This is a genomic window from Pseudomonas sp., from assembly GCF_049301935.1.
Classification (GTDB): Bacteria; Pseudomonadota; Gammaproteobacteria; order Pseudomonadales; family Pseudomonadaceae; genus Aquipseudomonas.
This window is the reverse complement of sequence record NZ_JBAQLP010000108.1, coordinates 1-11,814: the sequence shown is the minus strand read 5'-3', so window position 1 is coordinate 11,814 and position 11,814 is coordinate 1. Positions and strand designations below refer to the sequence as shown.

9 protein-coding genes and 1 pseudogene are annotated in these 11,814 nt (G+C 63.1%); 3 read left to right on the top strand and 7 right to left on the bottom strand.

Annotated elements, in window-relative coordinates; all coding sequences use genetic code 11:
- The 5 genes and pseudogenes from WA145_RS14615 to WA145_RS14595 form a co-directional block, all read right to left on the bottom strand.
- Positions 1 to 125: pseudogene (locus WA145_RS14615) on the bottom strand (phosphate transport system regulator PhoU); the annotation flags it as partial.
- Positions 126 to 252: 127 nt separating this feature from the next.
- Positions 253 to 1,086, bottom strand: a complete 834-nt coding sequence (gene pstB, locus WA145_RS14610; protein ID WP_422582279.1) for a phosphate ABC transporter ATP-binding protein PstB — start codon at positions 1,084 to 1,086, stop codon at positions 253 to 255.
- A 63-nt stretch (positions 1,087 to 1,149) separates the two neighbouring features.
- Positions 1,150 to 2,766: a phosphate ABC transporter permease PstA gene (gene pstA / locus WA145_RS14605; RefSeq protein WP_422582281.1), complete on the bottom strand. Its 1,617-nt coding sequence runs from the start codon at positions 2,764 to 2,766 to the stop codon at positions 1,150 to 1,152.
- A 269-nt stretch (positions 2,767 to 3,035) separates the two neighbouring features.
- A complete protein-coding gene (locus WA145_RS14600) occupies positions 3,036 to 5,321 on the bottom strand; it encodes a phosphate ABC transporter permease (protein WP_422582278.1) in 2,286 nt (761 codons plus the stop codon).
- 183 nt (positions 5,322 to 5,504) lie between these two features.
- Positions 5,505 to 6,473: a PstS family phosphate ABC transporter substrate-binding protein gene (locus WA145_RS14595; protein WP_422582277.1), complete on the bottom strand. Its 969-nt coding sequence runs from the start codon at positions 6,471 to 6,473 to the stop codon at positions 5,505 to 5,507.
- 311 nt (positions 6,474 to 6,784) lie between these two features.
- Between WA145_RS14595 and WA145_RS14590 the strand changes: the two genes are divergently transcribed.
- Positions 6,785 to 7,186 (top strand): acyl-CoA thioesterase, encoded by a 402-nt coding sequence (locus WA145_RS14590; RefSeq protein ID WP_422582276.1) that lies wholly within the window; start codon positions 6,785 to 6,787, stop codon positions 7,184 to 7,186.
- A 60-nt stretch (positions 7,187 to 7,246) separates the two neighbouring features.
- Here the strand turns inward: WA145_RS14590 and WA145_RS14585 are convergent, their stop codons facing one another.
- Positions 7,247 to 8,347: a TRAP transporter substrate-binding protein gene (locus tag WA145_RS14585; RefSeq protein ID WP_422582275.1), complete on the bottom strand. Its 1,101-nt coding sequence runs from the start codon at positions 8,345 to 8,347 to the stop codon at positions 7,247 to 7,249.
- 196 nt (positions 8,348 to 8,543) lie between these two features.
- On the opposite strand from WA145_RS14585, the gene WA145_RS14580 reads away from it, so the two are divergent.
- Both WA145_RS14580 and WA145_RS14575 read left to right on the top strand, forming a co-directional pair.
- Positions 8,544 to 9,089 (top strand): TRAP transporter small permease subunit, encoded by a 546-nt coding sequence (locus WA145_RS14580; RefSeq protein ID WP_422582274.1) that lies wholly within the window; start codon positions 8,544 to 8,546, stop codon positions 9,087 to 9,089.
- Positions 9,082 to 10,458: a TRAP transporter large permease gene (locus WA145_RS14575; protein WP_422582273.1), complete on the top strand. Its 1,377-nt coding sequence runs from the start codon at positions 9,082 to 9,084 to the stop codon at positions 10,456 to 10,458. Before WA145_RS14580 ends, WA145_RS14575 begins: the two co-directional genes overlap by 8 nt.
- 55 nt (positions 10,459 to 10,513) lie before the next feature.
- On the opposite strand, the gene WA145_RS14570 is transcribed toward WA145_RS14575, so the two are convergent.
- On the bottom strand, positions 10,514 to 11,710 hold the full coding sequence (locus WA145_RS14570; RefSeq protein ID WP_422582280.1) for an ABC transporter permease: 1,197 nt from the start codon (positions 11,708 to 11,710) through the stop codon (positions 10,514 to 10,516).
- Between the last annotated feature and the right edge of the window lie 104 nt (positions 11,711 to 11,814).

Here is an 11,814-nt window from a genome sequence, read left to right as displayed (position 1 = left end):
GTAACCGCGTCGTTGACCTGCTTCTCGACCAGACCGCCCATGGCCAGCAGGTGGCTGCGCACCTCCTCCAGCTCGACGTTGAACTGCTGGGAGATATGCTGGGTAAGGTTTTCTTTGTTGATCATGTAAGAGTCCTGAGCCGGGTTGTACCTCCCCTCTCCCATCTATGGGAGAGGGGCCGGGGGAGAGGGTCTGCAAGCACCACCCTCGCCCTAACCCTCTCCCGCCAGCGGGAGAGGGAACTGATCCGTATTAACCGTAACGACCGGTGATGTAGTCTTCAGTTTGCTTTTTCGCCGGGTTGGTGAACAGCGTATCGGTGTCACCGAACTCGATCAGCTTGCCCATGTACATAAACGCCGTGTAATCCGAAACCCGCGCCGCCTGCTGCATGTTGTGGGTGACGATGACGATGGTGTATTTGGATTTCAGTTCGTAGATCAGCTCTTCGACCTTCAGCGTGGAGATCGGGTCGAGCGCCGAGCAGGGTTCGTCGAGCAGCAGCACTTCCGGCTGCACGGCCACGGTACGGGCGATCACCAGGCGCTGCTGCTGACCACCGGACAAACCGAGGGCCGACTCGTGCAGGCGGTCCTTGACCTCATCCCACAGCGCCGCGCTTTTCAGCGCCCATTCCACGGCTTCATCGAGCACGCGCTTCTGGTTGATGCCCTGGATGCGCAGGCCGTAGACCACGTTTTCGTAGATGCTCTTGGGGAACGGGTTGGGCTTCTGGAACACCATGCCCACACGGCGACGCAGTTCGGCCACGTCTTCGCCCTTGCGGTAGATGTTTTTGCCGTCGAGGTTGATTTCGCCTTCCACGCGGCAACCGTCGACCAGATCATTCATCCGGTTAAAGGTGCGCAGCAGGGTCGACTTACCGCAACCAGAGGGGCCGATAAACGCCGTCACACGCTGGTTGGGGATGGTCATTTTGACGTCGAACAGCGCCTGTTTCTCGCCGTAGTACAGGTTCAACCCCGGCACATCGATGGCCACACGCTCGTTGGCCATGCTCAGGCCCTGGCGGTCGCGGCCGAGGGCCGCCATGTCGATACCGTGTGTATGTGCTTCGTGCTGCATGGGATGCTCCCTACGCTAACAAATTCGTTAAGCCGCCACGGCCAGCAGGCCATGGCGCGATGATTAGTGATCCAGCGCCTTGTACTTTTCGCGCAGGTGGTTGCGGATATACACCGCCGCCATGTTCAGCACCACAATGACCAGCACCAGCAGCAACGCGGTGGCGTACACCAGCGGCCGCGCGGCCTCGACGTTGGGGCTCTGGAAGCCGACGTCGTAGATGTGGAAGCCCAGGTGCATGATCTTCTGATCCAGGTGCAGGTATGGGTAGTTGCCATCCAGCGGCAGGCTCGGCGCCAGCTTGACCACGCCCACCAGCATCAGCGGCGCCACTTCACCCGCGGCGCGGGCCACGGCGAGGATCAGGCCGGTCATCATCGCCGGGCTGGCCATCGGCAGCACCACGCGCCAGAGGGTTTCCACCTTGGTCGCGCCGAGGGCCAGGGAGCCTTCACGTACGGCCCGCGGAATCCGCGCCAGGCCTTCTTCGGTGGCGACGATCACCACCGGCAGGGTGAGGATCGCCAGGGTCAACGAGGCCCACAGCAGGCCCGGCGTGCCGAAGGTCGGCGCCGGGGCGGACTCGGGGAAGAACATGCGGTCCAGCGAGCCGCCCAGTACATAGACGAAGAAGCCCAGGCCGAACACGCCGTAAACGATGGCTGGCACGCCCGCCAGGTTGTTTACCGCAATGCGGATCACCCGGGTCAACGGGCCCTGCTTGGCGTATTCGCGCAGGTAGATGGCCGCCACCACACCAAACGGCGTAACGATCACCGCCATGATCAGGGTCATCATCACCGTGCCGAAGATCGCCGGGAAAATCCCGCCCTCGGTGTTGGCCTCTCGCGGGTCGTCGCTGACGAATTCCCACAGCTTGGCGAAGTAGAAGCCGAGCTTGTCGCCCATGCCCATGGCGTTGGGCTGGAAGGCCCGCACCACCTTGCCCAGGCTGATGGTCACTTCGCGGCCATCGGCGGTCTTCAGCGTGACGCTGTCGCGGTTGAACGCCTGATTAAGGGCGATCAGCTCGGTTTCCAGGACTTTGTACTCGGCATCCCACTGCGCGCGCTCGGCGTCCAGCTCGGCCTGGGCAACCTCATCCAGCCTGCCCTGCAGTTCCAGCTTGCGGGTTTGCAGACGGATGCGCTCCAGGCCGGCGTTGATCCGCCCGATGTCCTTCTTCTCCAGGCGCACCAGCTGCTTGTGCAGCTGCTCGACGCGCGCCAGGCGCTCCTGCAGGGCCGGCCAGCTGGCATCGCCTTCGGCGACCAGTTCACCGGCTTCCTTGACGTTGACCAGGTAGCCGTAGAAGTTGCCCCACTCGCGGCGCTCCAGCGCCGTGAGGTTTTCCGGGGTGCGCAGGTTGCTCAGCCATTCGCCGACCACCCAGGTGAAGTCCGCGCCATACACATCGCGGTTACCTACCTTGAACAGCTCGCGGGTCATAAACTCGCCGCCCTCGGCAGTCACCGGCAAGCCGGAAGCCGCCAGACGGGCACGCGGCACTTCTTCGATCTGGGTGATCTCGCCGGCCATCACCCGGGCTTCCTGACCCGGGATCTGGTAGTCGGCTTCAACGATATCCGCCGGCCAGAAGTGGCCGAGGCCGCGCACGGCGATCACCATCATCAGACCCAGGGTCATGATTACCGCGATCGATACCGCGCCGGCGTTCATCCAGATCCACGGCGTACCGCTGTTGAACCAGGTTTTCAGGTTGTTCTGTTTCACGGCATCACACCTTGAATGAAATCTTGCATTCACTCCCCTCTCCCGCTTGCGGGAGAGGGGCTGGGGGAGAGGGCAACGGCACACGCCGAAACACCCTCTCCCGCCCTCCGGGCACCCTCGGCTTTGGCGTCCTGCGTCGCCCTACCTTCTGCATCCATGCAGTCGTCTCCCAAAGGGAGAGGGTCATCAGTTGGGCCTGCTGCGCAGGCCATGTTTTACAGTGAGGCGTACTTGACGCGCAGACGCTGGCGCACCAGCTCTGCCAGGGTGTTCATGACAAAGGTAAAGCCGAGCAGCACCAGCGCCGAGAGGAACAGCACGCGGTAGTGGGTACCACCGACTTCCGACTCGGGCATTTCCACCGCCACGTTGGCGGCCAGGGTGCGCAGGCCTTCGAAGATATTCATGTCCATGATCGCGGTGTTGCCGGTGGCCATCAGCACGATCATGGTCTCGCCAACGGCGCGGCCCATGCCGATCATCACCGCCGAGAAGATGCCTGGGCTGGCGGTGAGAATCACCACCCGGGTCAGGGTCTGCCAGGGCGTGGCACCGAGTGCCAGGGAGCCAAAGGTCAGGCTCTTCGGCACGCTGAACACGGCGTCTTCGGCAATCGAGTAGATGGTCGGGATCACCGCAAAGCCCATGGCCAGGCCGACTACCAGGGCGTTGCGCTGGTCGAATGGAATGCCCAGGTCATTGCTCAGCCACATGCGCATATTGCCGTCGAACAGCCAGTTCTCCAGATGCCCGCTCATGGCCAGCGAGACATAGCTGACCAACAGGATCACCGGGATCAGCATTGCCGACTCCCAGCCATCCGGCACGCTCAGGCGAATCGACTCCGGCAGGCGGCTCCACAGGTAGCCGGCCAGCAGAATGCCAATCGGGGTAAAGATCAGCAGGCTGAAGATGCCCGGCAGGTGACCTTCCACATAGGGTGCAAGGAACAGGCCGGCGAAGAAGCCGAGAATCACCGTGGGCAGCGCTTCCATCAGCTCGATCACCGGCTTGACCTTACGCCGTAGCGCCGGGGCCATAAAGTAGGCGGTATACAGCGCGGCAGCGATGGCCAGCGGCGCGGCCAGGAGCATGGCGTAGAACGCGGCTTTCAGGGTGCCGAAGGCCAGCGGCGCGAGGCTCAGCTTGGGTTCGTTGTCGGTGCTGGCGGAGGTCGACTGCCAAACGTGGCCCGGCGCGTCATAGTTTTCGTACCAGACCTTGCCCCACAGCGAGCTCCAAGAAATTTCCGGGTGCGGGTTGTCGATGATCAGCCGTTGCAGCTGGCCGTCACTTTCCACCAGCACGCGGTTGGCGCGTGGCGACAGGGCGGCCAGGGCCTGACCGTCAGCCACGGGTTCGACCAGCAGGGTGCGGTGCGCGGTGCTGTGGAAGATGCCCAGGTTGCCCTTGGCATCCAGGGCAAAGAAGCCCTTGCGGCGCTCTTCCGGGAGAATCTGGATGATCGGGCTGTCGGCCAGCTGGAAGCTGCGGATCGACTTCAGCACGGCTTTGCCGTCGGCTTCACGCACCATAAACCACTGGGCGATACCGCCGCTGCTGTCGCCGATCATCAGCGAGATGCCGCCGAGCAGCGAGGTGGCGTTGCTGACGTCCAGCTTGCCGTCTTCCAGCAGCTTGTAGCGGCCATTCAGGCTGTTGCTGCGCATGTCGAAGACATCGGCAGTGGCACGCCCATTGACCACATACAACCACAGGTGGCGCGGGTCGATAATCAGGGCCTTGATCGGCTCGGAGATCTGCGGCAGGGCGACACGCTCTTCGCTGAGGGTCACCTCGCCGGTCATCAGGTTTTCTTCACGACCGAGCTTGAGCACATGCAGCTCGGTGCCGGTGGAACCGGTGAGCATCAGGGTGCCGCTGTTCAGGCTGACGCCCACGTGATCCAGCGCGCGGCCCTGAGCATCGAGCTCAATCGGTGCTTCGCCGAAGGGGTACTCGACCCTCGGCGTGATGGTTTGCACATCATTCGGGTAGCTGAGCTTGTAGACGTGCTGGAACACCAGCACCCGGCCGTTGGACAGGCCCAGGGCGACGCGGTTGCTGCCCGGCTGGTCCTGGCCGACCGAAGCAATCCGCACATCCGCCGGGATCGGCAGCTGCACGCTGCTCAGCGGCTGCATGTTCTTCGCATCGAAGAACTGCACCTGACCGTTCTGGTCCAGGCGCATGGCCATCTGGTTCTGTTCTTCCAGAGTCAGCAGCAGCGGCGCGGCAGCTTCATTCAACCAGGCGGCCTGCACCGGCTTGCGGCTGTCCAGGCTGGCGCCCTGGAACATCGGCAGCACCACGTAGGCCAGGTAGAAGAAGATCAGGGTGATGGCGCCCAGCACGGCCAGACCGCCGACGGAGACCGCCCAGCGGGCGAAACGATCTTTCAGCGCGCGCATGCGCCGCTTGCGCTGCAGGGCCGGGGTGTTGAAGTCCAGCCCGAGGGATTTGGAGGTGGCGGTCATGGTTTCACTAGCCAAGTCATTCATAGGTAAGAGCGTCTCTGCGCAGCCATGAGCGCGCCATAGTGAGTTCTGTCGCTATACGAGGCGCTAACTCTAGCCGCTCTATGTGACAGAAAAGTTACAGCGCTTTGACAAAGCAACGCCCACCTGTCGTAAACGAAGGCGGGCGTGCGACTTACTGAGGCGTCCTTGCCAGTCAGGCAGGCCTTACAGACCCAGCTCCTTCAGGGTTTTCGCAGCCACTTTGCTCGGCAGCGGGATATAGCCGTCTTTCACCACCACTTCCTGGCCTTGCTTGGACAGCACCAGCTTGACGAACTCGGCATCCAGCGGGCTCAGTGGCTTGTTCGGTGCCTTGTTGACGTAAACGTAGAAGAAGCGCGCCAGGGGGAACTTGCCAGCCAGGGCGTTTTCTTCGTTGGCGTCAAAGGCTTCGCCGCCTTTCTTCGACAGCGGCACAGTCTTCACGCTGGACGTCTTGTAGCCGATGCCCGAGTAACCGATGGCGTTGATGGTGCTGGAGATCGACTGCACCACGGAAGCCGAACCCGGCTGCTCGTTAACATTAGCCTTGAAGTCGCCTTTGCACAGGGCTTCTTCCTTGAAATAACCGTAGGTGCCGGATACCGAGTTGCGACCGAACAGCTGGATCGGCTTGGCCGCCCACTCGCCGGTCATGCCGACGTCGCCCCAGGTTTTGATATCGCTGGCGCCACCGCACAGGCGGGTGCTGGAGAAGATCGCGTCAACCTGAGCCATGTCCAGGGACTTGATCGGGTTGTCTTTGTGTACGAATACCGCCAGGGCGTCGATGGCCACCGGTACGGCAGTCGGCTTGTAGCCGTATTTCTCTTCGAACGCCTGGATCTCGGCATCCTTCATCGCACGGCTCATCGGGCCCATGCTGGCGGTGCCTTCAGTCAGCGCGGGCGGCGCGGTGCTTGAGCCGGCGGCCTGGATCTGGATATTGACGTTCGGGTATTCCTTTTTGAACTCTTCAGCCCACAGGGTCATCAGGTTGGCCAGGGAGTCGGAACCAACGCTGGACAGGTTGCCCGATACGCCGGAAGTTTTGGTGTAGCTCGGCAGAGCCGGATCGACAGCAGCAACCGCAGTGGCGGTAGCCACGCCAGCGGCGACAAAAGTCATGGCCGCCATCAAACGCTTAAGTTTCATGCCTTACTCCTGGAAAACTAGGGTTGGATTGAACGGGGCCAAGTATCTGCAGGCCGCATGACGACTCTATGTAAGCAATATGACAATTAGATGAACGCTGCTGAAATATTGCCGCAGTCGATGCACTGGCGTGCAAAGTCCAGGCGGCCAAGTGCCATGGTCGCCCTGCGACTGCCGAGTCGCTATACTCGCAGCGCCCGCACTCCCGCGGGCCTGCTGGGCCTACCCGCGATAGCCGCAGAGCCTGACTCGCCGCCACCGCCAAGCCCCGCACCGCGCCAATAACAACAACCGCGCCGCGAGCCTATCCGATGCACGATTTCGAACAGGAAGACCCTATTCCGCAAGGCGACCTGGCTTTGCAGATCACCGCACTGCCGCGTGAAACCAACGGTTTTGGCGATATCTATGGCGGCTGGCTGGTATCGCAGATGGACCTGGCCGGCACGGCCATGGCCAGCAAGGTCGCGGGCGGCCGGGTCGCCACCGTGGCCATCGACCGCATGGCCTTCCTGGTGCCGGTGGCGGTGGGCGCGCAACTGTCCTTCTATACGCAAACCGTGGAAGTGGGCCGCAGCTCGATTCAGATGCTGGTCGAGGTGTGGAGCGACGATCCGCTGTCCAGCGAGTGGCGCAAGGTCACCGAGGCGGTCTTCGTGTTTGTCGCCATCGACGGCAGCGGCCGCACGCGCTCGCTGCCTGCGCGGCGCTGATCGCCGACGGGGAAACGAAAACGCCGGCTCAAGAGCCGGCGTTTTGCTGTGCGCTAGAAATCAGCCGCGGATGTTGTAGATATCCTTCTCGTTCAGCTCGGCGTAGTCGTACAGACGCTGCAGATAAGCCTTCTGCTGCGCCCACACCTTGCTCGCCACCGGGTCGGCGGCGGCGCTGGCGTCGACCACTTCGGCGGCCACTTCCTTGAGCTTGGCCAGCACCTCGTCCGGCAGGCGACGTACGTCCACGCCCTCGCCTTTGAGCTGCTCCAGGGCTTCCATGTTCTTCGCGTTGTAATCGTCGAGCATGTCGCCGTTCACCTCGCGCGCGGCGGCGCGGACGATGGCCTGCAGGTCGGCCGGCAGGGTTTCCCAGGCCTTGATATTGATGTCCAGCTCGAAGGTCACGTTCGGCTCTTGCCAGCCCGGGGTGTAGTAGTACTTGGCGGCTTTGTGCAGGCCCAGGGCCTGGTCGTTGTATGGGCCGATCCACTCGGTGGCGTCGATGGCGCCGGTTTGCAGCGCGGTGAAGATCTCACCAGCCGGCATATTGACCACGGTGCCGCCCATCTTGGTCAGCACTTCGCCGCCCAGGCCCGGGGTACGCATCTTCAGACCCTGGAAGTCGGCAACGCCGTTGATTTCCTTGTTGAACCAACCGGCGGTCTGCACGCCGGTCGCGCCGCAGGCCATCGGCAGCACGCCGAACGGCTTGTAGGTTTCTTCCCACAGCTGCATGCCGCCGCCCTTGTGCAGCCAGGCATTCATTTCCTGGGCGTTGGGGCCAAACGGCAGGGCGCAGAAGAACTGGGCGGCCGGCACTTTGCCCTTCCAGTAGTACGGCGCGCCGTGGCCCATTTCGGCAGTGCCGCGACTGACTGCATCGAATACTTCCAGCGCCGGCACCAGCTCGCCCGCGGCATACACCTTGACCTTCAAGCGGCCGTTACTCATTTCTTCGACCAGCTTGGCAAAGCGCTCGGCACCGACGCCGACGCCGGGGAAGTTCTTCGGCCAGGAGGTGACCATTTTCCAGTTGAAGGTTTGGCTGCTCGCGCCTTCTTGGGGCTTACCAGCGGTTTCAGCTTCTTGTTTGCAACCGGCCAGGGCCGTGGCTGCAAGGCCTACGCCTGCTGCTGCGAGAATTTGACGACGTTTCATGCAAAGCTCCTTTATTGTTGTAGTGGTCTGACCACAGGATCGCTGCGGACCCACCGCGCCTGACTAACATAGGGGTAAGTGACTCTCAAGCCTAGCGGATACGACTAAAGTTGTAGTGCCATTGCCGCACATAACAAGGCCCGCCTAGAATCGCCGGCCTGCCTGCCCACAAAGCCCATCACCATAAGGACTCAAAATGTCCGATAAACCGCCTCTACTGCTCGGCCTCGCCCGCCTGATCGACTCATTCAACGCCAGTTTCGGTAAAGCCTGCGCCTGGCTGACTCTGTTTCTGGTGCTCGGCACCGCCATCGTGGTGGTCCTGCGTTATGGTTTCGGCATCGGCGCTACCGCCCTGCAGGAAGCCGTGCTCTACGCCCACGCCCTGGTGTTTATGGGCGCCGCCGCCTGGGTGTTACAGCGCAACGGCCATGTGCGCGTCGACATCTTTTATCAGAGGTTCAGCGGCAAACGTAAAGCCCTGGTCGACAGTCTGGGCACCCTGCTGTTCCTGCTGCCGGTATGCCTGTTCCTCGGCTGGGCCAGCTGGGATTACGTCAGCAATTCCTGGTCGACCCTGGAAGGCTCCAGCGAGTCGGGCGGGCTGAAATTCGTCTACCTGCAAAAAAGCATCATCCTGGTGCTGGTGATCAGCCTGGTCTTACAAGGAATCTCCGACTTGATCAAATTCGCCAATATCCTCACCGGCCGCACGCCAGCCGTGGAGGTCAAGCATGGCTGAGTTGATGGCGATTCTGCTGTTTATCAGCATCTGCGCGGCCCTGATGGCCGGCTACCCGGTGGCTTTTACCCTGGGTGGCGTATCGCTGCTGTTTGCCGGTATCGGCATCCTCACCGGCACCTTCGACGGCGGCTACCTGAGCGCCCTGCCCAACCGGCTGTTCGGCATCATGAACAACCAAACCATGCTGGCGGTGCCGTTGTTCGTGTTTATGGGGGTGATGCTGGAGAAGTCCAGGGTCGCCGAAGACCTGCTGGAATCCATGTCACGGCTGTTCGGTACCCTGCGCGGCGGCCTGGCGATTTCCGTATGCGTAGTTGGCGCGCTGCTCGCAGCTTCTACCGGCATCGTCGGGGCTACTGTGGTGACCATGGGCCTGCTGGCCCTGCCCACCATGTTGCGGCGTGGCTACGACCCGGCGATTGCCACCGGCACCCTGGCCGCCACCGGCACCCTGGGGCAGATCATCCCGCCGTCCATCGTGCTGGTGCTGCTGGGTGACGTGATGTCCAGTGCCTACCAACAGGCGCAGCTGAAGATGGGCATCTTCTCGCCGAAGACCGTCTCGGTCGGTGACCTGTTCGTCGGTGCGCTGATTCCCGGTTTGCTGCTGGTGGGCCTGTATATCCTCTACATCATCGGCGTGGCGATCCTGCAACCGAAGAAGTTGCCGGCCCTGCCGCAGGAAGAGCTGGGGCCGATCGAGTGGGGCAAGCTGATCAACGCCCTGGTGCCGCCGCTGCTGCTGATCGGCGCGGTACTCGGCTCGATCCTCGCCGGCTATGCCACCCCGACTGAGGCCGCTGCCCTCGGCGCTCTGGGCGCCATGCTGCTGGCCTTCTACAAGGGCAAGCTGAACTTCGGCCAGCTGCGCGAAGTGGCCTATGGCACCACCGAAATCAGCGCCATGGTGTTCCTCATCCTGATTGGCGCCTCGCTGTTCTCCCTGGTGTTCCGCGGTTTCGGCGGCGAAGCGATGATCGAGGACATCTTTGCCCAACTGCCGGGCGGCGTGCTTGGCGCCTTCTTCCTGGTGATGGTGGTGATCTTCCTGCTCGGCTTTATCCTCGACTTTATCGAGATCACCTTCGTGGTGGTGCCGATTGTCGGCCCGGTATTGCTGGCCATGGGGTTGGACCCGGTGTGGCTGGGCGTGATGATCGCGCTCAACCTGCAGACCTCCTTCCTCACCCCGCCGTTTGGTTTCGCGCTGTTCTACCTGCGCGGCGTCACCCCGGCGTCGGTGCCCACCAGCACCATCTATAAGGGTGTGCTGCCGTTTATCCTGATCCAGATCCTGCTGCTGGTGATTGCCTACCAGTTCCCCGGCCTGATCACCTGGCTGCCGGAGCAGGTGTACGGCAAGTAGGGTGTTAACGCGTTAAACGAGGCCAGCCCAAACAGCTGGCCTTTTTTCTATGCCGCTATTCGCTGCGCAGCGCATCCACCGGATGCAGGCGCGCCGCACGACGCGCCGGGGCGATGCCGGCGAGCAGGCCGATCAGCGCCGACAGGAGCAGGGCCAGCAGCAGAAAGCCCGGCGCCAGGCTCAGCGGCAGCCCCGGCAGGGTGAGCAGCAGGGCCGCCAGCAACAGCCCCATCAACAGCAGGCCGAGCACCCCGCCGGCCAGGGACAGCAGCGCCGCCTCGGCGAGAAACAGCCCCAGCACCTGCCGCGGCGTGGCGCCGATGGCGCGCAGCAGGCCGATCTCGGCGGTGCGTTCGCCGACCGTGGTGGTCATGATGGTGAGGATGCCCACCGCCCCCACCAGCAGGGAGATGCCGCCGAGGGCGGCGATGGCGATGGTCAGGGTGGCGAGGATGCGGTCCAGGCTGGCGAGCATGTCGTCCTGGGTGGTCAGGCTGAAATCTTCCTCGCCGTGGCGCTCGATCAATAGCTGGCGAATCCGCTGGCTCAACTGCTGCGATCCGATGCCGGCGGTGAACAGCAGATTGATCTCCATCAGCCCCTCGCGGTTGAACAGGCTCTGCGCCCAGTCCACCGGGATATAGGCGATATCATCCAGGTCGAAGCCGAGCAGCTGGCCCTTCTCCTCGATCACCCCGATCACCCGAAAGCGCATGCCGCCGACCCGCACCGGCTCGCCCAGCGGATTGGCCGCGCCGAACAGCTCCTGGCGCAGCTTGTGGCCGAGCACCACGTAAGGCGGCGAACGGCCATCGCGGGCAGCCGGCAGAAATTGCCCCAGGGCCACCCGGAAACGCCAGGCCTCGGCCAGTTGATGACCGCCACCGATAATGTCACTGCGCCGGCTGCGCACGCCGAACTGGATATCGCCGCTGCCCTGGATCAGCGGCACCACCGCCTCGATATGCGGCAGGCGGCGCAAGGCTTCGGCATCGGTCAGCGTCAGCGGGCGGACGCTGCTAAGAATGCCTCCGAGGCCGCCGGTCTGGGTCTTGCCCGGATGGATGGCGATGATCCGCGTGCCGAACTGCGAGAAGTTATCCAGCACATACAGGCGCAGGCCCTCGCCCATGGCGGTCAGCAGCGCCACCGCAGCGATACCGATGGCCACGCCGAGCAGGGTCAACAGGCTGCGCAGCGGCCGGCTGGTGAGGGTGCTGGTGGTCAGCCGCAGGCCATCCTGCCAGCGCATCATGACCACAACCCCTGAGCGATGCGTACAGCGCCCCCTAGATCAAGCCGCGCGCCCAATCCGAAGGGTGCGCCGTGCGCGCCATGGCCTCGGCTGTTCATGCC

Bases quoted from the DNA above. Each gene is read 5' to 3' on its own strand.
- WA145_RS14570 (WP_422582280.1), bottom strand. From the start codon at position 11,710: ATGCGCTGGCAGGATGGCCTGCGGCTGACCACCAGCACCCTCACCAGC.
- WA145_RS14575 (WP_422582273.1), top strand. From the start codon at position 9,082: ATGGCTGAGTTGATGGCGATTCTGCTGTTTATCAGCATCTGCGCGGCC.
- WA145_RS14590 (WP_422582276.1), top strand. From the start codon at position 6,785: ATGCACGATTTCGAACAGGAAGACCCTATTCCGCAAGGCGACCTGGCT.
- WA145_RS14585 (WP_422582275.1), bottom strand. From the start codon at position 8,347: ATGAAACGTCGTCAAATTCTCGCAGCAGCAGGCGTAGGCCTTGCAGCC.
- WA145_RS14600 (WP_422582278.1), bottom strand. From the start codon at position 5,321: ATGAATGACTTGGCTAGTGAAACCATGACCGCCACCTCCAAATCCCTC.
- WA145_RS14595 (WP_422582277.1), bottom strand. From the start codon at position 6,473: ATGAAACTTAAGCGTTTGATGGCGGCCATGACTTTTGTCGCCGCTGGC.
- WA145_RS14580 (WP_422582274.1), top strand. From the start codon at position 8,544: ATGTCCGATAAACCGCCTCTACTGCTCGGCCTCGCCCGCCTGATCGAC.
- pstB (WP_422582279.1), bottom strand. From the start codon at position 1,086: ATGCAGCACGAAGCACATACACACGGTATCGACATGGCGGCCCTCGGC.
- pstA (WP_422582281.1), bottom strand. From the start codon at position 2,766: ATGAACGCCGGCGCGGTATCGATCGCGGTAATCATGACCCTGGGTCTG.